Consider the following 21,321-nt stretch of genomic DNA (forward strand, 5'->3'; position numbering starts at 1 on the left):
CTGGAGCACAGCAAATGTCCGGTTCGTTTCAATCCCATGACTACGTGCCGGGCATGTCCGGCTTGAGGATCGACCTGAAGACGGGAGAGTTCGAGCTCAACTCTTGCACCCTCGGCAGCGCAGCAAATGCGCCGGAGCGCCAGATGGTGTCAGTCGAGGTGGCCAGCTGGAGCAAGTACGATTTGCCCAAGAATGCCGCCAACCTGCTCCAGTTCATGCAGGCAGAGCTTGAGCGGGTGCCGGAGCAGTATCGCCACGCCGCCGAGCTCGAAGAGTTCGACGCGAGCTACGGTGATGAGCCGTTCAATTCACGTCTGTTCCTGAGCTACTCCCGCCTCGAAACCGAGGAAGAGCTGGCTCAGAGACTGGAGAAAGCGAAGGTGGCCGGCACGCGGGTCAGCATCAAAAACGGCTTGATGACCGTCACGCATGACGGCGTTGTGCGGATCAAGCTCGGCAACCTCGAGCAGCCGGAGCCAGAGAAGCCAAATCCTTTCGGGGTTGATGGAGATCAGGTCTATCTCAGCGAGGCCACGATTCAGGACAGCATCATCAAGTCGCCATTGTTGGCTGCATGGGGCGTGCGGATGCAGCTCGGCGAGAATGGCAAGTACTGCGTCGCGGGCATCGGCTTGCCATCACAGATCCTCGTGTCGGCCGATCGCTTCGCCATCAATGACCGCGATGCATCTGACATTCTTCGGGACATCGCCGGCAAAATCGGCGAGACCTCGCTTGGCCAGGACCTGAAAGAGCGGATTGACCTACCGGTCTCGAATCTCGCCGACCAGGTCAAGGCTTTGATCCGCAAGGAGCTCATGCCGGGCGGCCTTCTTCACCGCTCCCGCTAATCCATTCCTTCACTCCCTCACCGGGAGGATACCGAGATGAACCCGATGCCTGAGAAAAACCCCGACTTCTGGGCCCAGGTCTGGCTGGTCCTCTCGAACCCACTGTGGCAGGGCGCAATCATGGCCTTCACGATCACGCTGTTGCGCGTGCTGTACGACGCCAAAGAGCCGAACTACTGGCGCACCTTGTTCGAGGCGTTGCTCTGCGGTGCCCTGAGCCTGTCGGCCAGCAGCGTTATCGAGTGGATGGCCTGGCCGCCGAGTTTGTCCGTTGCCGCCGGCGGTGCCATTGGCTTCATCGGCGTGACGGCGATCCGTGACCTGATCATCAGGTTCCTGGGCAGAAAGGCGGACTCAGCATGAAGGCGATCGCAGCAGGAATCATCATCGCGCTGGTAGGCCTGTTGCTGGTTGGTATCCAGCAATTGCGGGTCGAGGATCTGCGCGAAGAGAAGCGCGTGGAGGCCCAGGCCAAGGACGAAGCCATTAAGGCCAACACCGAGAGCCAGGCCACCATCACCACGCTGCGTGCCGAAGCCAAGCGCAACGCCGACTACACCGCCGATCTGGCCAACCGCATCAAGGCCAGCGAAAAGAAAGCCGAGAAGGCGAGGAAAGACTTTGAAGAACTCAAGCGCAACAGCAAGCCTGTTCGTGACTGGGCTGCTCAGCCTCTTCCTGACGGCCTGCGCGGCAAAGCCGGTGGTGGTGACAAAGACCCAGGCCGTAAGAATTGAAGCCCCTGAGCTGATCCCCTGTGAGCGAGTCGATCAGGATGACACCGACCTGCGCTTCAACGGCGATGTGTGGGAGCTGAAGGACAAGGCTATCAAGTTGCTGGATACCTGCGCTGACCAGGTGGACGCTCAGATCGTCCGCAGCCAGAGCAAGTAATCCGCGCCACGTTTTCGAATGCGCCAGATCGTGGCGCGCAACAAGGACCAAACCATGAGCACAGTAAGCGCCGAGTACTACCAGATCAAAGGGATGGTCAGTGACATGCCAGCGGATGAGCAGGCCGAGGTTGCACGCGTTGAGGCGCTGGTAGTTGAACTGGCCAAGTCTTCCCAGGCTGCCGCGCTCGGTGTGATCCTGGGTTCGATCAAGCTTTCGCTGGAGGCGTGATCATGGGTCACACCTTTGAGTGCGCTAATTGCAAGCGGATCAAGACCGAGGCTGTTCCTTACTTTGGTAGCGGCCTGATGTGTGCAGCCTGCCGCAGATCATTGATCCCTCCACCCACGGTTGAGCCGCCACGTATGCGCCGCCCCGAGGCTTCATGCGCTCCGAGCTTCGGCTCACTGATGATCGTACTGGTGTTCGTGGCTGGTGCAGCGGTAGGCGCCAAGATGGCGGGAGGTTGGTGATGGCCAAGCTAAAGATGCACAAGTCGCCCCTGAAGATGGCTGCGATCCAAACCCTAAGGGTTCAGGTTGTGGCGGACAGGCGAATTACTGGCCGCCGGCTGCAGGCTCGACGCTTGACCGTGTGGCGACAAGACCCAACCTGCGCCGCTTGCGGTCGAGTGGTCAACTTCCCAGACGGTTTCGAACTGGACCACAAGGTTCCACTGTTCATGGGTGGTGAGGATATCGAAGCGAACTGTCAGGTGCTCTGTGTGCGCTTCGAGATGATCGAGGGCCAGCGCATCAAGAAGGGCTGCCACGCATCCAAGACATCGACTGAAGCGCCCTAAGCTTGCCAGGTCTCGACGCACCGAAATGGTGCCGGATTCGGGCTTTGGCGTGCCACAAGGGGAGGGGAGGGGGTAAAACCTCAGACCTCTTTTGCTCGGAAACCTCACCCTCTCCCATTCGTAGATTTTTTCCCCGTTAACAGGATCCGTTAACTATGGCGTTAACCGAACAAAAGCGCCGGTACGCCGAAGCGCGGCTGTCCGGTGAAGGCAAAAAGCAGGCGGCAATATCTGCTGGGTGCCCCGAAAAGACTGCATCGCAGGCGGCATCGCGGCTCGAAAAAGATCCTGAGGTTCAGGCTGCAATGGGGCGGGCGGTGGCTGTTAACTCGGCCAAAAAATCTGATCAGCCTGCAGCTGATCCAGATCCCTACATTCCAGCGGCAGCGGATGACCCTATCGACTTTCTAAAAGGGGTCATGAAGGACTTGGTAGCAGACCCCAAGCTTCGGATCGATGCTGCAAAAGCGTTGCTGCCCTACACCCACGGGAAGGTAGCGGAGCAAGGCAAGAAAGATCAGAAGGCCAGTGCGGCCAAGAAAGCCTCGGCAGGCCGATTCGGCCAGGGTGCGCCACCAAGACTAGCGGTCGATAACACACGGTGATTTGAATGGAGTGGTCAACTGCTTGCCTTGACTGGGAAGCAAGGATCGTTGCCGGTCAGTCATTGGTGCCTATCAAGCCGCTATTCCCGGAGGAGGCAGCAGCCGGCCTTGAGGTCATGCAGCAACTGCGCATCGTGGACGCTCCTGGTAGTCCAACCATTGGCGAAGCATGCGCGCCTTGGGTGTCAGACTTCGCCGGCTCTGTATTCGGCTCCTACAACCCAGACACAGGCCGGCGCGAGATCAAAGAGTTCGCCCTGGTCATCCCGAAGAAGAACTCCAAGTCCACTATCGCTGCAGCGATCATGTTGACATTGCTGATCCGCAACTGGCGGCAATCGGCGGAGCTGATCATTCTGGCGCCAACCATTGAAGTAGCGCAAAACGCCTTTGCCCCGGCCAGAGACATGGTCAAGCACGATGAGGAGTTGGCCGATCTGCTCCATGTTCAAGAGCACATCAGGACTATCACCCATAGAGAGACGGGCGCAACGCTGAAGGTTGTAGCGGCTGACTCGAACACGGTCGGCGGCAAGAAGGCCAGTTTCATCCTGGTGGACGAGATTCACCTGTTCGGCAGCAATCACAATGCCGAGAACATGCTGCGCGAGGCAACCGGCGGTCTAGCCTCGCGGCCTGAGGGCTGCATCATTTATCTGACAACCCAGTCGGACAAGCCTCCGGCTGGGGTTTTCTTGCAAAAGCTGCAGTACGCCCGAGGCGTCCGGGACGGAAAGATTAAGGATCACCGCTTCTTGGCGGTGATCTACGAGTTCCCTCGCTCGATGATCGAGGCCGGCGAGCATCGCAAGCCAGAGAACTTTCATGTCGTAAACCCGAACCTCGGGTACTCGGTAGATCGCGAATACCTTGAGCGCGAATTGGCGAAGGCCGAAGAGTCTGGAGAGGAGTCGCTGCGCGGCTTCCTCTCAAAATTCCTCAACGTTGAGATCGGCCTGGCGTTGATGTCGAGTCGCTGGGCCGGCGCGGAGTTCTGGGAGTCTCAGATCCGCAAGTGCGTCACGCTGGACTACATCCTCGAACGCAGCGAGGTGGTGACGATTGGCGTTGATGGGGGCGGTCTTGACGACTTGCTTGGCCTGGCCGTGCTTGGTCGTGATCGGGAAACCCGAGAGTGGTTGGCCTGGTGTCGGGCCTGGGCGCATCCATCGGTACTTGAGAGGCGGAAGGATATCGCTGCAAATCTCCACGACTACGCCCGAAGCGGTGATCTGGTACTGGTTAAGCACATTGGCGATGACGTGGATGAAGTGGCGGACATTGTGGATCAGGTTGACGCCTCCGGTCTCCTGCATCAGGTGGGGCTAGATCCGGCTGGCATCGGGGCAATTCTCGAAGCGATCACCGCTCGCGGCGTCAGCCAGGAGAAGGTGGTCGGTGTCAGTCAGGGTTGGCGACTTGGTGGCGCGATCAAAACAACTGAGCGAAAGCTTGCCGAGGGCGGGCTTATTCATGCCGACCAGCCCTTGATGAATTGGTGCTGCGGTAACGCAAGGGTCGAGCCCAAGGGCAACTCAATTTTGATTACAAAACAGGCCAGCGGCTCGGCAAAGATCGACCCACTCATGGCTCTGTTCTGTGCGGTTTCGATAATGGCAACGAACCCGAAAGTGGAAGGCACCCTTTCTGACCACATCATGAAACACGGACTAAGAACCCTATGACCGATGAAATTAAGGCGCCAAAGCTTGCTGCGCTGAAGGAAGCCTTGCCTGACGTTATCGGGATACTTGGCCTTGGCCTGCTGACCCGGGGCTTGTGGGCATGGATGGGCGAACCTCTGGCCCTTACTGTTTGCGGAGCGCTCCTGATCACCTTGTCTGTTGTCTCGATAGTGCGGGGTGACCGGTAATGCTGCGATCACTCCTTGGAAGAAAGAGCGCCACGCAGGCCATCGATACGTCGGAGAAGCTCGCGCAAGCCCTTGGCACAGGATACGAAAGCAACTCAGGACAGCGCGTCACCACGAATAGCGCCATGCAACAGTTAGTCGTATTCAACTGCGTCCGAGTCTTGGCAGAGTCGATGGGGATGCTTCCTTGTCAGCTTCTCAAAAAGACCGACCGAGTCCGGTTGCCAGCTACCGGCCACCGGCTTTATCCGCTAATTACCATGGCTCCCAACAGCTACATGACCGCTCAGGAGTTCTGGGAGCTGCTGGTGGCCTGCCTGTGTCTGCGCGGTAACTTCTATGCCTACAAGGTATCGGCGCTGGGGAATGTGGGCGAGCTGCTACCACTAAACCCAGACATCGTCACACCGAAGCTCAAGGACGACTGGACGGCTGAGTACACCGTCAACTTCAAGTCAGGCACCAAGGTTCTGACGCAGGATGAAATTTGGCATGTTCGGCTGTTCACGCTGGATGGCCTGAATGGGCTTAACCCTATTGCCTATGCCCGCCAGGCGCTTGGTCTAGGTCAGGCTATGGACGCCCATGCTGCCAAGCTGTTTACCAATGGCGCCGTTACAAGTGGCGTCCTGCGCACCGATCAGAAGCTGTCTCCCGAGGCATTTGATCGGCTAAAGACGGAGTTTCAGGGCGAGCACATGGGTGTGACCAACGCCTATAAACCAATGATCTTGGAGATGGGGCTGGATTGGAAACCAATCAGCCTTAGCGCTCAGGACACCCAGTTCATCGAATCCAAGAAGCTGACTGAGGCACAGATCTGCGGCTTGTTCCGCGTGCCGCCACACCTGGTGGCCAGCATGGAAAAGATGACGCTCAACAACATCGAGCACATGGGCATGAGCTTCGTGAACTACTCGCTGGTTCCGATCATGACTCGCATCGAGCACCGCATCCAAGTCGGCTTGCTCAACGAGAAAGACCGTCTGACCCACTACGCCAAGTTCAACGCCGGTGCGTTGATGCGCGGCGACCTTAAAGGCCGGTACGAATCCTACGGCAAGGGCATCCAGTGGGGGATTTTGAGTCCCAACGACTGCCGTGAACTTGAAGACGAAAACCCCCGCGAGGGTGGTGACATTTACCTCACCCCAATGAATATGACTACCAAACCAGAGGCTGCTGACGATGCAGACAAAACAGCGTCTTGACGTGCCGCTGACCATTAAACAGGTCAGTGACAGCGGCGAGTTCGAAGGCTATGGCTCCGTGTTTGGTGTCGAGGATAGCTACAGCGATGTTGTTGTGCGCGGCGCATTCACCGCAAGCCTGGCCAGATGGAAAGAGAAAGGCCGCCTGCCGGCGATGCTCTGGCAACACCAAATGAGCGAGCCGATCGGCATCTACACCGAGATGCGCGAGGACGACGTGGGCCTGTACGTCAAAGGCCGGCTTCTGGTTGAAGCTGATCCGCTGGCCAAGCGCGCGCACGGGCACATGAAAGCCGGAAGCCTTACCGGGCTATCCATCGGCTACATGCTCGAGGACGGCGGTTACGAATACGACAAGGAAAAGGGCATTTGGCTGCTGAAGGCTATCGACCTCTGGGAAGTTTCCCCGGTCACCTTCCCGGCCAACGATGAGGCCCGGATCACTGACGTGAAATCTCTGCTGGCCCGCGGCGAATCACCGCCGCCCAGCAAAGTGGAGCGAGCCCTTCGAGAGGTTGGGTTTTCTGGCTCCCAGGCCAAGGCCTTTATGGCCAAGGGCTACGGCGCAGTTTCACCGCGAGAGGCGGATGCCGACGAAGCAATGCAATCACTCAAATCACTGTTGACCCGCATTTAAGGAGCCTCTCATGGCTGTTGAAAAGAAAGATATCGAAGATGTCGCCGAAGCCCTGGGCAAGAAGTTCGACGAATTCAAAAAGACCAATGACAAGCGCATTGATGGCTTGGAAGAAGAAAAAGGCAAATTGTCCGGCCAGGTCGACACGCTCAACGAAAAGCTGAGCGAGCTGGATGCGCTGAAGGGCGATCTTGAAAAAGAGCTGCTCGCCCTGAAGCGCCCCGACGGTACCGGCACCAAGGCAGCCAGCGAGCACAAAACCGCGTTCATGCAGTTCGTGCGCAAGGGTATCGAGACCGGCCTGGGCGAGCTGCAGGCGAAGGCCTTGCAGGTCGGTGTTGATGCAGACGGCGGCTTCGCGGTTCCCGAGGAGCTGGACCGCAGTATCATCGAGCTGTTGCGTGACACCTCGCCGATGCGCCAGGTCTGCAACCAGATCACCGTGGGCAGCCCAGACTACAAGCGTCTGGTGAACCTCGGTGGCAACGGTGCTGGCTGGGTGGGTGAGACCGATCCACGCCCAGCGACCAACACTCCAAAGCTCGGCAACATCTCTGCGTTTATGGGTGAGCTGTACGCCAACCCGCAAGCCACTCAGACCAGCCTTGACGACATCTTCTTCGATGCCGAGGGTTGGTTGAATGGTGAGATTGCCCGCGACTTCGCCGAGAAGGAAGGCAATGCTTTCCTGAAGGGTGATGGCGTCAACAAACCGAAAGGTCTGCTGGCTTACGGCCTGGACGTGAAAGACGACGAAGCTCGCGCATTCGGCGTGCTGCAAAAGCTCTTGAGCGGCACCGCTGGCGCGATCACTGGCGACAGCCTGATCAACCTGATTCACGCCCTCAAGGCAGGCTACCGCGCCAATGGCACCTGGATGATGGGCAACCTGACCGTTGCTTATGTCCGCAAGCTGAAGGACAGCGAAGGTAACTACTTGTGGCGCCCAGGCCTGGAAGCGGGCGCTCCGTCGGTCCTTCTGGGCTACGGCATCACCGAAAACGAAGACATGCCAGATGTCGCCGCCGGTGCCAATGCCATTGCATTTGGCGACTTCAAGCGTGCTTACACCGTTGTCGATCGTATCGGCACCCGCGTGCTGCGCGACCCCTACACCAACAAGCCATTCGTTGGCTTCTACACCACCAAGCGCGTCGGCGGCATGCTGGTTGACTCCCAGGCCGTGAAGATCCTCACCCTCAGCGCTGCTGCCTGACTGGGCGGGCGCCTTCGGGTGCCCAGCCTTCTGGAGTATTTATGCCGATTATTTTAGTGAAAAAACCGTTCCCTTTCGCAGTGGATGGCAACCATGTGATCGAGGTTCCTGTAGGCGAGCAGGATGTTTCTGACCGCTGCGCACTGGTGGCGGTTGAGCACTTGGGCGTGGCGTCCTACCTCAACCAACTGGACGCCAATGGTCTGAAACTGGATGGCCCCACCATTGCTGAGTTTTTAGCAGCCGGCTACCTGGCAGTGAATTACCCGCCCGAGGGTTACGCATCGCGCAGCTCTCAGGAAGAAATCGACGCAGCGATCGAGGCTCAGAAAGAAACCGATCCGCTGAAGATGAAGGTTCCCGATCTGAAGGCCTGGCTCACCGGCAAAGGGATTGAGTTCGATCCCACCGCCAACAAAGAGGCACTTCAGGCGCTGGTGCCAAAGGTTGATTGATCTTCCCATCGTCAAGGCTCACTTACGGGTCGACCATGACGACGAGGATGCGCTGATTGAGGGCTACAGGGATGCAGCCCTCAGCGCGTTTGAGACCTGGACCAATCGCACGCTTGTCAGCCCAGATACGGCCCTGCCAGATCCGGTCGGCAATGCGCTACGGATGAGCAAGTCTATCCAGCAGGGAGCGCTGCTGCTGATCGGTCATTGGTACAGCAGTCGCGAGACTGTGGTGATTGGAGCGATCACTGCTGAGCTGCCTATGGCGACCAACGCGCTTTGGAAGCCTCATCACTGGGTGAATATATGAGAGCCGGCCCAATGCGCCACCTCTGTATGCGGCGCGGTTACATCGAAGGCAAGGATGGCCTCGGCCAGCCCTCGAAGGTTTGGGGCGACCTGGGCAAGCTCTGGGCGGAGATCAACATTCCCTCCGGGCGCATGTACGAAGCCGCGTCACAGATGCAGGTCACGGTCACTGCCGAGATCAACATCCGCTACCGCAAGGACGTGGTGGCGGGTCAGCACCTGGTGCACGAAGGCATAACCTACGAAATTGTCGCGCCGCTGGCCACCAACCAGCGGGACATGCTGAAACTCATGTGCAAAACGGTGAAACCCAAATGAGCAACGGATCGCTGACAGTGCTGGGGCTTGGCGAGCTTGAGGCGGATTTTGAAAGGCTGGCCAAGTCTGTTGGCAACAAGATCGTCCGGGATGCAGTCATGGCCGGCGCACGGGTTGCCAGGGACAAGGCGCGGGAGGCGGCACCGGTTCGCACCGGAAAGCTGAAGCGGAACATCACCGCAACAAGGCTCAAGCAGTCCGATACGCCCGGTGGAGCCACTGCCGGGATTCGGGTCAAGAAGCCCGCTGGCAAGCAGTCGAAGGCGCTCAAGCGCTCAGGAAAGAAGGGGCGCACCAGCAAAACCGAATGGGATGCCCCGTTCTACTGGAAGTTTTTGGAGTTGGGTACATCGAAGATGCAGGCCCATCCATTCATCCGGCCCGCCTGGGACGGCAGCCTGCCTCAGATCGAGAAGGCCGTCGCTGACAAGCTGGCTGAAGGCATCGACAACGCCATCACCCGGTAAACCCAATGATTGAGAAATCCCTCATCGACAGGCTCACGCCTCTGGTCGACGGGCGAGTGTACTTCGGTGTTGCGCCTGAGGACGCCGCCCAGCCGCGCTTGGTCATTCAAACCGTCAGCAGCACCACCGGTTTCACGCTCGCGGGTTGGGACGGCTCCAGCGACCTGACAATTCAGCTCGATGCCTGGGGGGAAAGCTTTCTCCAGGCGCTGACCCTTGCAGACGAGGCCTTCACCGCGATGACCACGGATGGCGCCGACTTCACTACCGGCAGTGCTGATCGCCTACCGGACGCATTTGAAAGCGACACCAAACTTTTCAGCGTGAGCTGGGAATACACCCTGCAACCATAGGAGGCCACATGGCCGCTCAAAACCCAACGAAAGCTAAATTCGTCAAAACGCAGGGCACGGCTCTCAGCGTTTCCAAAACCACCACCCTTGACCCCAAGGATGACGCGCTGACCTGGGCGGACCTGTCCGTCACTATCAAGCAGCCCCAGTTCCAGGGCGGTCAGTCGGACGAAATCGAAGTAACGGTGCTGGCCAGTGAGGCCAAAGAGTTCACCGTGGGCCTGGCTGACAACGGCACTTTCAGTATGTCTGGCAACTGGAAAGCTGACGATGAGGCGCAGACCGTGCTCCGGACAGCCCGTGACGACGGTGAGCCCCGCGCCTACAAAACAGTATTCAAGGACGGTTCGTCCTCGAGCTTTCTTGGCCTGGTCACCCAATTTACCTGGGACGCCGCACCGAACGGCACCGTGAATGGCACGTTCAACGTGCGTATCACCGGCGCCGTATCCTTTGACCCTGCTCCGGTGACTCCCTGATGGCTCGGGTAAAAGCCGCCGAGGGCGGTCTGCGCGCGTTCGCACTTGACCCGCTGCGAAACTTCAAGCGCGAAGAGATGGTGGTACCAGAGTGGGACGGCGCAAAGGTCACGGTTCGGGCGCTGAGCGCTGGCGACTGGGTGGAGTACCGCAAGCGTGCGACTGAATTGATCCTGGCGGCACGCCAATCAGCCGGCTTGAGCGAATCCCCGGCAGACGGTGAGGATGTTGCCAAGGAAGAATCAGTCGAGGTGTCGTCCGCTCCACTGTATGCGTTTGTACTGACACGAACGCTGTTCGATGAGTCGGGCGCCAGGGTGTTCGGTGATGCCGATGTCGACGAGGTAGCCGAGGCGTTCAGCCCGGTGCACGACCTGCTCGTTTCGAAAGCGTTCGAGCTGAGCGGCATTGCGGCAGATGCTGACGCCCCCGATCCGGTGGAAGCAGCGGGAAACGACTGACGGCGGAGCCGGCGCTGACATTCATGTTGGCGCTTGCGCTTCGCCTGGGCATGACATTGCAGGATCTGCGCGAACGGATGAGCGCCGAGGAGCTGCTTTTGTGGATGGCATACGACCAGGGCTCGCCAATCAGTGACTCGAGAGGAGACATTCTCGCAGCTGTTACTGCTGCCGCCGCCTTCCAGGCACAGGGCGCGAAGGTTTCAGCGCTGGACTTGATACCGAAGTGGAAGCCTGACGCGGTCACGCCGGTTGATGAGGAGCGCGAAGCGGAGCAAGGCGAGGAGTTGTTCAGGACGTTCTTGATGGCGAGTGCCGCTGACGAGGCCGGTTAGCATCATGGAAGATGCGGCCTTTCAGGTGCTAAAGTGGCGTTTTTATGCGGATGAGGGTGTGGCAGATGGGCAGGGATAAGTGGGACGGATGGATTTTTTTCTGCTGGATAGTTCTTTTTGTATCGATTGCTCTGTCGGCTTTATTTGTCTTTAACTTTGGCACTTTCAAGCTGGACACGGGCTACGGGCTGTACAAAACGGAGTTCAACTGGCCAATGATATTCGGCGGGCTGTTGAGTTTGGCTTTTACGGTCGTGCTGGGCGTCGTGATCGCGATGCTCAGAGATGTTTACAAAATGAATGCAGCTCAGTATTTACCTAATCCCGCAGATGGTCCGGGCGCCCTGGTAAAGGAGATAGCAGAGGACTCCGCCATCGCTGCCTACATCGGCCCAGGCTATTACATTATGTCTGTGAATGGCATGGCCGCCGGCGGTCCACTGAGCGTTAAGCAGGGTCTTCTCGCGATTAGAAATGATTCAGATGGCCACAAAATTGTCGTCAGGTCGCCCAGCGGCGATGTAAGAGAAGTTTTCCTTAACGCTTCAGTCGAAGATTTGAAGCTGACTTTCTAAAACCTGTTTGCACATTAAAACCCGGCCACGTGCCGGGTTTTTTATGCCCAGAGAAAAGCATGGCGGGACAAACTCTGCGCTCGTTGGTTGTAAGCGTGTCCGCCGAAACCAGCGCGTATCAGCGAGAAATGGCTCGCGCCGGGCGTATGGGTCAGAGCTACTTGCGCACCATCACCAATGGCAATCGCGAGGCTGTGAGTTCGTGGCGGTCGCAAGAAGCCGCCATCGCGGCGCAGGAGCGAGCCCTGGGGTCTTTGACCAGCGCAGTCGGTGGGTATGCGAAAGCAATGGCGGGCGCCTTGGCCGTCGGAAGCCTGATTCACATGTCGGATGAGTGGGGGCAAATTTCCTCACGCCTTAAAATCGCCACCGGATCTCAGAACGAGTTTACCGAAGCGCAGACCCGCCTCATGGATATAGGCAAGGTCACGTACAAGTCGTTTGCGGAGAACGCCGAACTGTTCATCCGCATTACTGGCGTGCTCAAGGATTACGGCGGCACTGCCAATGACGCGCTGAACGTAACTGAGGCCCTGTCTCTCGGTTTGGCTGTGAGCGGAACGAAGGGTCAAGCCACCGCTGCGGTAATTGATCAGGTCAGTAAGTCCCTTGAAGGCGGAAAGCTGCAAGGCGATGGCTTCAATGCTGTCGTTACGCAGGCTCCGCGGTTGCTCCAGGCGCTGCAAGACTCGCTCGGTAAAAACCGAGACGAGCTACGAAAAATGTCGACCGATGGGAAATTGACCATCGACGTGGTTGCCAAGGCCTGGATCAGCCAGGTCGGCAAGATGCGCAAAGAGACGGACGGCATGAAAACCTCTGTCGCAGATGCCGGCATTCGTATGAAGGACGCGTTGCTGGAGTATGTCGGCACCGTAGATGACGGCGTACAGGTAACCACAAAGCTCGCCGCCGCCATTAACTTTGCAGCTGACAACCTTTCGACTCTCGCGTCTGTTGCTGCTGCTGGCGGTATCGCTTTAATAGCCAAGCGCGGCGCCGAGGCCACCCGCACACTTGTGGTCTCTACGCGAGAGGCAATTTCCGCATCAGTCGGTCGCGCAGCGGCACAAGTGGATGCCGCTGCCGCCTCGCTCAGGGTGGCCCAGGCGGATGTCATCGCGGCGAGCCGGCAGGTTGCATTCGCTACCACAACGGCGGAAGCAACCGTCGCACAGAGAGCGCTGACAGCTGCCAAAATTGCAGACCTTGAGGCAAGCAGGGCGCTTGCGGTCGCGCAGCGTTCCCAGGCAGCAGCAGGGTCTCTGATTGGGCGATCTGCGTCAGGCATCATGGGGTTACTGGGAGGCCCGGTTGGCTTGACTGCACTTGCTGCAGGAACCGCCGCGAGCTTCTTGCTTTTCCGAGACGGGGCAAACGCGGCGAATACCGCTGCAATCGATTTGAAAAGACCGATCTCGGATCTCCGAAAGGAGTGGGAAGGCCTTGGAAACGCCCAGCGCCGACCTGTTCTCGACAAGATGATTCAGGAGCAGGCCGAGGCGAAGAAAAAAGCCGCCGAGATTGTGAAGGAGATGCAGGCAGTTGCCCAAGGCCCATCCGGCGACTACTTGGGCGGTCAGCGCTTCACAGCTAACCAGTACCAACGTACCGCCGCGTCCGGCAACTTCCGGCGCGGTATTGCTGGTGGCGTTGATATTGACCAGTCGACCCAGAACCTCGTTAAAAACACTGGAGCCAATAAGGAGGTTCAGGGCACGCTCGAGGCGCTGGCTGCCAAGTATCAGGAGAACATCCTCAAGGTCGGCGTGCTTGGCGATCAGATTGGCGCGCTCAACGGCGTGATGGTCGACGCGAAGGGTGCCGCCGAGGGTGTCAGCGCCGGCTTGCAGAGCATTAAACCCCCGAGCGCCGAACTTGTTACCGCATGGGAAAAGCGTATCGCCTCCCTTACGGAAAAGGGCGCCAAGTTCAAAGACGCCACATCCCTGGGTGAAGTTAACCGCCAAGGGGCTATCGACAACCTCGATCAAACCCCTGAAGGCAAGGCCATCTTGGCCAAGGCGCGTGCAGCCGCAACGCAGGCTGATGCCGAGGAAAAAGCGAAGAAGGCACGCGAAGAGTCTGCCAGGGTAGCAAAGCAGGCCTCGGACAAAGCAAAGCAGGATGCAAAGCAGCTCGAAGACAGCTATAGCCGGACACTGAGGTCTCTGAATGAGCAGACTGAGGTTCATGGGCGGAAAACCGAGCTCGCCAAAATTGAGTTTGAGACCACAAAGGGTACGCTGAGCAAACTCGACGCAGCGAAGAAGGTCGAGCTTGAGCGAGCAGCCATTGCTCTGGATCACCTGAATAGTCAAAAAGCCTACAAGGATTTGATGGGTGATGTCCAAAAGCAGGAAAACAGCCTGCTTGTAACAACCAAGAAACGATACGAAGAGCTGAATCGTATCAATAAGCAGGGAGGGTTGAAGGCCGATCAATACCGGGATGGCGCCGATGCGATATCAAAAGCATCCATCGAGAAAGCGCCGAAATTTTCGGGGCTAGATGCGTCTGTAGGTGGCGCTTCCGGTGAAATGATCAAGGCTGCAGAGGCAGAAGCAACGCTCAAAAAGTGGCATGACAAGCAACTCGCAATGCAGGCTGAGCTGCATGCTCAGAAGCTTACAAGCGAGCAGCAGTACCTTGATCGCGTCGCTGAAATCAACAAAACGAATCAGTCCAGGCTTGCCGATATTCAGGGCGCCTATAAGGTTGCCGTGATCGGCGCCTTTAGCGAACTGTCGGGCCAGGCCGCCGACATGGTTGGCAAGATCGCCGGTGAGCAGTCCGGTGCGTACAAGGCATTGTTTGTCGCGCAAAAGGCCTTCGCGGTTGCGTCGATCATCATGAATGCGCAGATCGCTGCCGCCAAAGCGCCGGCGGAACTGACCATCCTCGGCGGTATCCCGGTGGGCGCTGCCCTTCTTGCTTCTGGTTACGCCAATGCGGGCATGGTTGCCGGCATGGCGCTGGCCGGATTCTCGGAGGGAGGTTACACCGGGCCGGGGGGCAAGTTCGAGCCGAAGGGCGTGGTTCACGGCGGGGAGGTTGTTATCCGCAAGGAGGTGGTCGACCAGCCAGGCATGAAGGACTACCTGATTGGCCTCAACCGTAGCGGCAAACCTGGCTATGCAAGCGGCGGATTCGTCGGCAGCCCCGGCATCTCGCCCGCCTTCACCGCTCCAGCAGTTACTGCTGGCGGCGGATCTGGCGCAGCTCCAGAGATTCACCTGCACATCAATGGCGATGGGTCAGGCGGCACCGTCAACTCGCCGGAAGGCTACGAGCAAATGGGGTTGGCACTGTTGGCCACCGCTCGCTCCGAGATGCCCAAGATCGCCAGGCAGGTGATCCAGCAGGAAAAAGGCCAGAACGGTCTGCTCGATCCAAACAATCGGAGGAACAGCTGATGGCAGAGGTATTCACCTGGTCGCCGCGGGTTGGCTCGTCTGGTGATGACCAGACAGACACGCTGGAGTCGAAGTTTGGCAACGGCTACAGCCAGCGCCTGTCGGTCGGCATCAACAATGTGTCCGGCACCTACTCGGTGTCGTTCACTGGCAGCGAGGCCTACATCACAGCGATCAGGGATTTTTTTAAGCGGCACAAGGGCGCAAACCACTTTTTTTGGACGCCGCCGCTTGAAACCCAGGGCGCCTTTATCACAACCGGTGGCTGGCAACTGCAAACCCACGGTAAGAAGAAATACACCCTCAGCACCACCTTCCAGCAGGTATTCAACCCATGATCACATTGGACGACCAGAAGCTTGAGCCCGGCGATCTGATCCAGCTGATCGAACTGGATGGAGAGGCGCGGGGAATGGGTATCTTGCGGTACCACGCTCACCAGCAGTCCGCGCCGATTATCTGGAAGGGCGATGTGTATCTGCCCCGTCCTTACGAAACCGGTGGATTCGGTCGTAGCGTTGAGGGCAACAACTCCACGCCGATGCTTAAGATCAGCAACATCGACGGCGCGATCACCGCCCTGTGTCGCCGGTTCCAAGGTATGAGCGGTGTGAAGCTGACGGTACGTCAGACCTATGCAAAGTACCTGGACGCCGTGAACTTCCCTGAGGGCAACCCAGCGGCCAGCACAATGGAGCGGCTGGATATCTCCTATATAAACCAGGTGACCAGCCTGGGACGTGAGGAGGTGGTTTTCTCTCTGGCCCCCCCAACCGCAGTGAAGGGGCAGATGTTGCCTGGCGGTCTGATCATGAACCGGTGCGAGTGGTGCTTGTGGGGCGAGTATCGAGGCCCTGACTGTAACTACACCGGTATCAAGATGTTCGACCTCGACGGCAACCCGGTGGACGACCCCGCGCTTGATCGCTGCGGTGGGCTCCCGAGCGATTGCGAGATACGCCACGGCCGGGGCAATCCGCTGCCATTCGGCGGAGCCCCAGGCGCTGCGCTTATTGGATAGGTAATTCATGAACAAGACGATGCTGAAACAGATCCAGGCTCACGCCGCTGCAGAGTTTCCGAAGGAAAGCTGTGGCGTCGTGATCCGTGAGGCGGGCCGCCTAAAGTACGTGCCATGTCGCAATGATGCCAAGACCCCGAGCGAGCACTTCATCATCAATCCGGAAGACAAGTGCGATGCTGAAGATCGGGGTGAGGTGACGATGATCATTCACAGTCATCCCGACGTGCCGCCGGTACCCAGCATGACCGATCGCGTCAGCTGCGAGCTGCACGAAAAACCATGGGGGATTGTGAGCTGGCCGTCCGGCGAGTACTTCGAGTTCAAGCCCGAGGGCTACCAAGCTCCGCTCATTGGTCGCGAGTTCGGCCATGGGCTGCTGGACTGCTACGCGCTGTGTCGTGACTACTACGAGCGCGAGTATGACATTGAGCTGCCGAACTACCCGCGCCGGGATGGCTGGTGGAACGACGGTGAAAGCCTCTACGAGAAGTACTACGAAGAGGCCGGTTTTTACCCAGTGTCAATGCCGCGCAAGGGCGACATGATCGTCATGCAAATCAATGCCGACGCTCCGAACCACGCCGGCATTTATTTGGGTGACGGCCTGCTATCCAGCGCCCCTGATCTGCACCCGGCCCCCGGCACATTCCTGCATCACCGCTACAACAAGAAATCCACCCGCGACGTATACGGCGGCATGTGGGCTGACTACACCGTGCTGATTCTTCGGCACCAACGAGTGCCGGAGGTTGACTGATGGCCATGATCACAGCGGTTCGCCCGCAGCCACTGGTGGTGCTGGTAATGCTGTACGGCGTGCTTGGCGCCCGCTTTGGGCGTGTGCACCACCTGGCGGTCGCTTCGCCATCTGAGGCTGTGCACGCCCTTTGCGTAAAGATTCCTGGATTCAGGCGATTCCTCCGGATGTCCGAGGAGCGCGGCCTGACCTATGCGGTGTTCCGCGGGAAGACGAATCTCAGCGAAAGCGAAATTGAGATGCGCCAGGATACCGTCGAGCCGATTCGCATCGCACCGATCGTGATAGGCAGTAAAGGCGGGGGCCTGTTCGCCACTATCGCGGGCCTGGCCCTGGTGGTGATCGGCGCCATCACTCAGCAGTACTACCTGGTGGCTGCAGGTGCCGGCCTGATGATCGGCGGTATCGCGATGAGTATGTCCCCTTCACCGGTGGGTGTGCTCGACAAGGAGGGCGACGGCAACCGGCCGTCCTATGCGTTCGGCGGGGCCGTCACCACCATGGCTCAGGGCCGCTGCAAACCATTGCTCTATGGCGAGCGCGATATCGGCGGCGCCCTCATCTCAGCTGGCGTCTTCTCGGAAGATCAGCAGTAAGGAAAACCCATGTCCAAAACCGCAACAGCGCCCGCTGCAAAGCGCCGACGCCGGCCTACTGCTGCCCTCGTTTTGGGCGGCAAGGGCGGAGAAAAGAAGCCATATACGCCTTACAAAGCGCCCGATAGCGCGCTGTCGATCGCCACGGTGAAGCTGCTCTACGCCCTGAGCGAGGGGCCTATCGTAGGTCCGGTCGATGGCCTACGCTCGATCAAGTTGAATGGCACGCCACTGATCTCCCCTGACGGCAGTGAAAACTTCCCGGGCACTATCTGGGACTTTCGCCCGGGCACTGTTGACCAAGAGCACATTGCGGGTTTTCCAGCGATCGAGAACGAGGCCTCACAAGGCCTGCCGGTTGAGTTGAAGTCTGACAACGCCTGGACGCACGCAATTACCGACCAGCAGTTGTCTGCTGTGCGAATCCGCTTGTCCTGGCCTCAAATCTGGCAGGTCAAAACCAACGGCGACCAGATCGGTTACCGCATCGACTACGCCATTGACTTGTCGGTCAATGGGGGCAGCTACCAGACCATTCTGTCTGCAACGCTGGATGATAAGGGAACGACCGAGTACGAGCGAACCCACCGAATTGATCTGCCAGAGGGCTTCACTAGTGCGCTGGTGCGTGTGCGTCGACTGACTCCGAACCGCAACGACTCCAACTTTGCGGACCTGATGCGCATCAAGGGCCTGACGGAAGTCATCGACAAAAAACTGCGTTATCCGAACCTGGCACTGGGCGGCCTGCGGTTCGACGCCAAGCAGTTCCAAGACACGCCGAAGTTCGCCGGCCTGATGCGCGGTCGTATCGTGCAGGTGCCGACCAACTACGACCCGCAAACACGGACCTACACCGGCGATTGGAACGGCACCTTCAAGCTGGCCTACACCAACAACCCGGTTTGGATCTGGCGTGACCTGCTGCTGCACCGCCGCTATGGCCTGGGCCGCCGCATCACTGCTGATATGGTTGATCACTGGACGCTGTACGAGATTGGCCGCTACTGCGATGTGATGGTTCCGGATGGGAAGGGCGGCCTGCAGCCGCGCATGACCACCAACGTCTACATTCAGGATTCGATTGAGGGCTATGCACTGCTTTCAGACCTGGCCAGCGTGTTCCGAGGCAGCAGCTGCTGGAACGGTTCGCAGGTCACTATGGTGGCGGACATTCCCGGAAACGAGGATGGCTACGTCTTCACTCGCTCGAACATCATCGGCGAGTTTGAATATGTCGCCGCTGCGTTTCCTGATCGACATACCCGCGCCAAGGTAGCCTGGGACAATCCGGAAAACGAGTTCAAAACCCAGCCGGCGCCGGTAACCAATGACGAGCTCATCGGTGTCCTTGGCCATCGCATGTTGGATATCTCTCGCTTTGCCTGCACCGTTGAAGGCGAGGCTATCCGTCACGGTATCTGGGCGCTCAAGTCTGAGCAGTACGAAGAGTGGTCGGTCAGCTTCACGACTGGCATGGAGGGCCGTAACGTTGAGCCTGGGCAGATCATCTGCGTGGCTGATGAGCTGTTTTCAGGGCGCGCGAACGGCGGTCGCATCAGTGCGGCCACCAAGCGCGTGATCACACTGGACATTGACGCCGAGGTACATGAGGAGGATCGACTGATCCTAAACCTGCCGAGCGGCAAGTCTGAGGGGCGCATCGTTAAATCGGTATCTGGTCGTCTCGTTACTGTGATGGCCGACTATTCGGAGTTGCCAGAGCCCGAGTGCAGTTGGTCCGTGGAAAGTGCCGACCTCGCAGTGATGCGCTTTCGCGTGCAGACCATTGAGCCGCAAGGGCTGCACCAATTTAAAATTGCTGCCACTCAGCATGAGCCGCTTAAGTACCAGGCTATCGACACGGGCGCGCGGATCGATCCTCAGCCTACGAGTGTTATCCCGCCAGGGGTGATGTCTCCTCCGGAAAATATCACTCTTGAGTCGCGCAGCGTCGTGTCTCAAGGGATTGCGGTTACTGGTATGCGCATCACGTGGGATTCGGTGCCAGGCGCAATTGCTTATAACGTGGAATGGCGCAAGGACAGTGGCAACTGGGTGCGTCTCCCGCGCACTGGGAATCTTGGTGCGGACGTTGAGGGCATCTACAGCGGGCGCTACGTCGCTCGCGTGAGCTCCGTCAGCGCGATGGACGTCACCTCAATTTGGGGAGCAAGTCCGGAAGTGGTGTTGACCGGCAAGGTCGGCTTGCCCCCGGCGGTGGCGTTCTTGACCACCACCAGCGAGCTGTTCGGCATCGGCATCAAGTGGGGCTTCCCGCCTGGCGCTGAAGATACCCAGCGCACCGAGATCTGGTACGCACCAGCCAACGACTTGTCGGTGGCCACCAAGCTGGCCGACCTGGCTTATCCGCAGGCCGGCTACCGCATGCAGCAGCTGCTTGCGGGTGCAACGCTGTTCTTCTGGGCGCGTCTGGTGGACCGTACCGGTAACGTCGGCCCGTTCTATCCCGTTGCCGGCGGGGTGGTGGGGCAGGCCAGTTCGGACGCAGGGCCAATCCTGAATATGCTGGCTGGGAAGATCAGCAAGACAGAGCTGGGCGAGGACCTGCTCAGCGACATCAACAAGATTCCGGGCCTGCAGGACCAGATCGACGCGCTCGACGACATCCTGCTGTACGACGCCCAAAAGACCTACACCGCGGGCGACACCGTGCGCCAGGGCCAAAGGCTGTACCAGGCCACTGCAGACGTGCCGACAAACACCCCACCGCCGAGTCCCGCTTTCTGGCTCGACGTTGGGCAGACCGTCGGCACTGTCGGCGCCTTGGCGCAGCAGGTCGCGCTGAACAAAACCAACATCGAGACCGTCGACGGCAAGGTGGTTGCGCAGGCTTCGACGCTAAATGCTCTGCGCGCGGCCACCAGAGACGACTCAGGTAACGGCTCCAAGATCGATGCGCTCAAAGGCTGGTCGAGTACTGCGGCTATTGCTCGGGAAGAGTCGGTTAGATCGTCTGCTCAAGAGGCCACAGCGCAGCGCCTTACCACACTCGACGCTTCTGTCGGTGACAACGGCGCCAAGCTCACCAACCTTGAGCGCGTGACGGCAACCGATCGCACGGCTACGGCGGAAAGTCTCACTCAGCTCAATGCAAAAGTGGGAGCCAACGAGGCGACCATTCGGACCACGAGCAAGGCTGTAGCCGATTTGAGCGGTGATTTGTCGACGATCTGGTCTGTGAAGATGGAGACCGCAGCGGGCGGCCAGAAGTACGCCGCATCGTTTGGCCTGGGCCTGCAGGTCGATCCGTCCGGGGTGTCGTCGCAGTTCGTCGTGCGTGCCGACACTTTCATGCTGCTGAACCTGGCCAACGGCACGCCGGTGTCGCCGTTCTCGGTCACCGGCGGGCAGACCTTCATCCGCTCGGCCTTTATCCAGGACGGAACCATCACTAACGCGAAGATCGGCAACTACATCCAGTCGAATAACTACGTGGCGGGTACCAGTGGATGGAAGTTGTTCTTCGACGGAACGTTTGAGATTAACGGGGTGGTTCCTGGTCAAGGCCGCTCGATTATGACGAATCGATCGTTGCGGTTTTGGGATGTTAACGGCATCAAACGCGTTCAAATCGGAGATTTAAGTGAATGAGTTATGGAGCAAGGATTTGGGGGGCTTCGGGCGGTCTTCAACTGGATGAAAACTCTTTCACTGTAAGGGTGG

General features: G+C 58.8%; 27 protein-coding genes. All 27 read left to right on the forward strand.

The genetic code is table 11. From position 1 onward, the window contains the following. Positions 1–14 precede the first annotated feature (14 nt). The 27 genes from ATI14_RS08445 (at position 15) to ATI14_RS08580 (ending at position 21,249) form a co-directional block, all read left to right on the forward strand. Complete coding sequence (locus tag ATI14_RS08445) at positions 15–851, forward strand: phage tail tip fiber protein (protein ID WP_080520378.1); 837 nt, start codon at positions 15–17, stop codon at positions 849–851. Between the two features lie 36 nt (positions 852–887). Beyond that, positions 888–1,214: a phage holin, lambda family gene (locus tag ATI14_RS08450; RefSeq protein WP_080520377.1), complete on the forward strand. Its 327-nt coding sequence runs from the start codon at positions 888–890 to the stop codon at positions 1,212–1,214. Further along, on the forward strand, positions 1,211–1,588 hold the full coding sequence (locus ATI14_RS08455) for a hypothetical protein (protein ID WP_080520376.1): 378 nt from the start codon (positions 1,211–1,213) through the stop codon (positions 1,586–1,588). The genes ATI14_RS08450 and ATI14_RS08455 overlap by 4 nt, the downstream gene beginning before the upstream one ends. After that, positions 1,560–1,745, forward strand: coding sequence for a hypothetical protein (locus ATI14_RS08460; RefSeq protein WP_080520375.1), 186 nt, complete (start codon positions 1,560–1,562; stop codon positions 1,743–1,745). The genes ATI14_RS08455 and ATI14_RS08460 overlap by 29 nt, the downstream gene beginning before the upstream one ends. Positions 1,746–1,799: 54 nt before the next feature. Then, positions 1,800–1,976 carry a hypothetical protein gene (locus ATI14_RS31385; protein ID WP_165448267.1) on the forward strand — a complete coding sequence of 59 codons (177 nt, stop codon included), beginning with the start codon at positions 1,800–1,802 and terminating at the stop codon, positions 1,974–1,976. 241 nt (positions 1,977–2,217) lie between these two features. Continuing rightward, positions 2,218–2,547 carry an HNH endonuclease gene (locus ATI14_RS08475; protein WP_080520372.1) on the forward strand — a complete coding sequence of 110 codons (330 nt, stop codon included), beginning with the start codon at positions 2,218–2,220 and terminating at the stop codon, positions 2,545–2,547. Positions 2,548–2,702: 155 nt separating this feature from the next. Next, positions 2,703–3,152, forward strand: coding sequence for a terminase small subunit (locus ATI14_RS08480; protein ID WP_080520371.1), 450 nt, complete (start codon positions 2,703–2,705; stop codon positions 3,150–3,152). 5 nt (positions 3,153–3,157) lie between these two features. Beyond that, entirely contained in the window at positions 3,158–4,837 is a 1,680-nt protein-coding gene (locus ATI14_RS08485; RefSeq protein ID WP_080520370.1) for a terminase large subunit, read from the forward strand. After that, positions 4,834–5,025 (forward strand): hypothetical protein, encoded by a 192-nt coding sequence (locus ATI14_RS08490; protein WP_080520369.1) that lies wholly within the window; start codon positions 4,834–4,836, stop codon positions 5,023–5,025. Before ATI14_RS08485 ends, ATI14_RS08490 begins: the two co-directional genes overlap by 4 nt. After that, positions 5,025–6,236: a phage portal protein gene (locus tag ATI14_RS08495; protein WP_080520368.1), complete on the forward strand. Its 1,212-nt coding sequence runs from the start codon at positions 5,025–5,027 to the stop codon at positions 6,234–6,236. The genes ATI14_RS08490 and ATI14_RS08495 overlap by 1 nt, the downstream gene beginning before the upstream one ends. Beyond that, positions 6,214–6,873: an HK97 family phage prohead protease gene (locus tag ATI14_RS08500; RefSeq protein WP_080520367.1), complete on the forward strand. Its 660-nt coding sequence runs from the start codon at positions 6,214–6,216 to the stop codon at positions 6,871–6,873. Before ATI14_RS08495 ends, ATI14_RS08500 begins: the two co-directional genes overlap by 23 nt. Before the next feature lie 10 nt (positions 6,874–6,883). After that, positions 6,884–8,089, forward strand: coding sequence for a phage major capsid protein (locus ATI14_RS08505; protein ID WP_100831480.1), 1,206 nt, complete (start codon positions 6,884–6,886; stop codon positions 8,087–8,089). A 41-nt stretch (positions 8,090–8,130) separates the two neighbouring features. Continuing rightward, complete coding sequence (locus ATI14_RS08510; RefSeq protein WP_080520365.1) at positions 8,131–8,544, forward strand: HeH/LEM domain-containing protein; 414 nt, start codon at positions 8,131–8,133, stop codon at positions 8,542–8,544. Then, a complete protein-coding gene (locus ATI14_RS08515; protein WP_080520364.1) occupies positions 8,537–8,854 on the forward strand; it encodes a head-tail connector protein in 318 nt (105 codons plus the stop codon). Before ATI14_RS08510 ends, ATI14_RS08515 begins: the two co-directional genes overlap by 8 nt. 11 nt (positions 8,855–8,865) lie before the next feature. After that, the gene (locus ATI14_RS08520) at positions 8,866–9,171 is read left to right on the forward strand and encodes a phage head closure protein (protein ID WP_231124358.1); all 306 of its coding nucleotides are present in this window, start codon (positions 8,866–8,868) and stop codon (positions 9,169–9,171) included. Further along, positions 9,168–9,638 (forward strand): HK97-gp10 family putative phage morphogenesis protein, encoded by a 471-nt coding sequence (locus tag ATI14_RS08525; protein WP_080520362.1) that lies wholly within the window; start codon positions 9,168–9,170, stop codon positions 9,636–9,638. Before ATI14_RS08520 ends, ATI14_RS08525 begins: the two co-directional genes overlap by 4 nt. A gap of 5 nt (positions 9,639–9,643) precedes the next feature. Continuing rightward, positions 9,644–9,991, forward strand: a complete 348-nt coding sequence (gene gp17 / locus ATI14_RS08530) for a tail completion protein gp17 (protein WP_080520361.1) — start codon at positions 9,644–9,646, stop codon at positions 9,989–9,991. Between the two features lie 8 nt (positions 9,992–9,999). Next, the gene (locus ATI14_RS08535; RefSeq protein ID WP_080520360.1) at positions 10,000–10,470 is read left to right on the forward strand and encodes a phage tail tube protein; all 471 of its coding nucleotides are present in this window, start codon (positions 10,000–10,002) and stop codon (positions 10,468–10,470) included. After that, positions 10,470–10,931, forward strand: a complete 462-nt coding sequence (locus ATI14_RS08540) for a phage tail assembly chaperone (RefSeq protein ID WP_080520359.1) — start codon at positions 10,470–10,472, stop codon at positions 10,929–10,931. The genes ATI14_RS08535 and ATI14_RS08540 overlap by 1 nt, the downstream gene beginning before the upstream one ends. A 23-nt stretch (positions 10,932–10,954) precedes the next feature. Further along, entirely contained in the window at positions 10,955–11,266 is a 312-nt protein-coding gene (locus tag ATI14_RS08545; protein WP_196775047.1) for a phage tail assembly protein T, read from the forward strand. A gap of 65 nt (positions 11,267–11,331) precedes the next feature. Then, the gene (locus ATI14_RS08550; RefSeq protein ID WP_130886739.1) at positions 11,332–11,841 is read left to right on the forward strand and encodes a hypothetical protein; all 510 of its coding nucleotides are present in this window, start codon (positions 11,332–11,334) and stop codon (positions 11,839–11,841) included. 161 nt (positions 11,842–12,002) lie between these two features. Next, entirely contained in the window at positions 12,003–15,257 is a 3,255-nt protein-coding gene (locus tag ATI14_RS08555) for a tape measure protein (RefSeq protein WP_157814514.1), read from the forward strand. After that, complete coding sequence (locus ATI14_RS08560; protein WP_080520356.1) at positions 15,257–15,595, forward strand: phage tail protein; 339 nt, start codon at positions 15,257–15,259, stop codon at positions 15,593–15,595. The genes ATI14_RS08555 and ATI14_RS08560 overlap by 1 nt, the downstream gene beginning before the upstream one ends. Next, complete coding sequence (locus tag ATI14_RS08565; protein ID WP_080520355.1) at positions 15,592–16,278, forward strand: phage minor tail protein L; 687 nt, start codon at positions 15,592–15,594, stop codon at positions 16,276–16,278. Before ATI14_RS08560 ends, ATI14_RS08565 begins: the two co-directional genes overlap by 4 nt. A gap of 7 nt (positions 16,279–16,285) precedes the next feature. Beyond that, positions 16,286–17,038: a C40 family peptidase gene (locus ATI14_RS08570; RefSeq protein ID WP_080520354.1), complete on the forward strand. Its 753-nt coding sequence runs from the start codon at positions 16,286–16,288 to the stop codon at positions 17,036–17,038. Further along, positions 17,038–17,634, forward strand: coding sequence for a tail assembly protein (locus ATI14_RS08575; RefSeq protein ID WP_080520353.1), 597 nt, complete (start codon positions 17,038–17,040; stop codon positions 17,632–17,634). The genes ATI14_RS08570 and ATI14_RS08575 overlap by 1 nt, the downstream gene beginning before the upstream one ends. Before the next feature lie 9 nt (positions 17,635–17,643). Next, positions 17,644–21,249, forward strand: coding sequence for a TipJ family phage tail tip protein (locus tag ATI14_RS08580; protein WP_100831481.1), 3,606 nt, complete (start codon positions 17,644–17,646; stop codon positions 21,247–21,249). Positions 21,250–21,321: the final 72 nt, after the last annotated feature.

Origin of the sequence: Pseudomonas tolaasii NCPPB 2192, from assembly GCF_002813445.1 — a bacterium.
GTDB classification, from domain to species: domain Bacteria; phylum Pseudomonadota; class Gammaproteobacteria; order Pseudomonadales; family Pseudomonadaceae; genus Aquipseudomonas; species Aquipseudomonas tolaasii.

Excerpts from the sequence above, each read along its gene's own strand:
- ATI14_RS31385 (WP_165448267.1), top strand. The coding sequence starts at position 1,800 with ATGAGCACAGTAAGCGCCGAGTACTACCAGATCAAAGGGATGGTCAGT.
- ATI14_RS08570 (WP_080520354.1), top strand. The coding sequence starts at position 16,286 with ATGAACAAGACGATGCTGAAACAGATCCAGGCTCACGCCGCTGCAGAG.
- gp17 (WP_080520361.1), top strand. The coding sequence starts at position 9,644 with ATGATTGAGAAATCCCTCATCGACAGGCTCACGCCTCTGGTCGACGGG.
- ATI14_RS08450 (WP_080520377.1), top strand. The coding sequence starts at position 888 with ATGAACCCGATGCCTGAGAAAAACCCCGACTTCTGGGCCCAGGTCTGG.
- ATI14_RS08520 (WP_231124358.1), top strand. The coding sequence starts at position 8,866 with ATGCGCCACCTCTGTATGCGGCGCGGTTACATCGAAGGCAAGGATGGC.
- ATI14_RS08475 (WP_080520372.1), top strand. The coding sequence starts at position 2,218 with ATGGCCAAGCTAAAGATGCACAAGTCGCCCCTGAAGATGGCTGCGATC.
- ATI14_RS08535 (WP_080520360.1), top strand. The coding sequence starts at position 10,000 with ATGGCCGCTCAAAACCCAACGAAAGCTAAATTCGTCAAAACGCAGGGC.
- ATI14_RS08500 (WP_080520367.1), top strand. The coding sequence starts at position 6,214 with ATGCAGACAAAACAGCGTCTTGACGTGCCGCTGACCATTAAACAGGTC.
- ATI14_RS08455 (WP_080520376.1), top strand. The coding sequence starts at position 1,211 with ATGAAGGCGATCGCAGCAGGAATCATCATCGCGCTGGTAGGCCTGTTG.
- ATI14_RS08565 (WP_080520355.1), top strand. The coding sequence starts at position 15,592 with ATGATCACATTGGACGACCAGAAGCTTGAGCCCGGCGATCTGATCCAG.
- ATI14_RS08480 (WP_080520371.1), top strand. The coding sequence starts at position 2,703 with ATGGCGTTAACCGAACAAAAGCGCCGGTACGCCGAAGCGCGGCTGTCC.
- ATI14_RS08560 (WP_080520356.1), top strand. The coding sequence starts at position 15,257 with ATGGCAGAGGTATTCACCTGGTCGCCGCGGGTTGGCTCGTCTGGTGAT.
- ATI14_RS08575 (WP_080520353.1), top strand. The coding sequence starts at position 17,038 with ATGGCCATGATCACAGCGGTTCGCCCGCAGCCACTGGTGGTGCTGGTA.
- ATI14_RS08525 (WP_080520362.1), top strand. The coding sequence starts at position 9,168 with ATGAGCAACGGATCGCTGACAGTGCTGGGGCTTGGCGAGCTTGAGGCG.
- ATI14_RS08485 (WP_080520370.1), top strand. The coding sequence starts at position 3,158 with ATGGAGTGGTCAACTGCTTGCCTTGACTGGGAAGCAAGGATCGTTGCC.
- ATI14_RS08510 (WP_080520365.1), top strand. The coding sequence starts at position 8,131 with ATGCCGATTATTTTAGTGAAAAAACCGTTCCCTTTCGCAGTGGATGGC.
- ATI14_RS08490 (WP_080520369.1), top strand. The coding sequence starts at position 4,834 with ATGACCGATGAAATTAAGGCGCCAAAGCTTGCTGCGCTGAAGGAAGCC.
- ATI14_RS08545 (WP_196775047.1), top strand. The coding sequence starts at position 10,955 with ATGTTGGCGCTTGCGCTTCGCCTGGGCATGACATTGCAGGATCTGCGC.
- ATI14_RS08540 (WP_080520359.1), top strand. The coding sequence starts at position 10,470 with ATGGCTCGGGTAAAAGCCGCCGAGGGCGGTCTGCGCGCGTTCGCACTT.
- ATI14_RS08445 (WP_080520378.1), top strand. The coding sequence starts at position 15 with ATGTCCGGTTCGTTTCAATCCCATGACTACGTGCCGGGCATGTCCGGC.
- ATI14_RS08505 (WP_100831480.1), top strand. The coding sequence starts at position 6,884 with ATGGCTGTTGAAAAGAAAGATATCGAAGATGTCGCCGAAGCCCTGGGC.
- ATI14_RS08580 (WP_100831481.1), top strand. The coding sequence starts at position 17,644 with ATGTCCAAAACCGCAACAGCGCCCGCTGCAAAGCGCCGACGCCGGCCT.
- ATI14_RS08550 (WP_130886739.1), top strand. The coding sequence starts at position 11,332 with ATGGGCAGGGATAAGTGGGACGGATGGATTTTTTTCTGCTGGATAGTT.
- ATI14_RS08495 (WP_080520368.1), top strand. The coding sequence starts at position 5,025 with ATGCTGCGATCACTCCTTGGAAGAAAGAGCGCCACGCAGGCCATCGAT.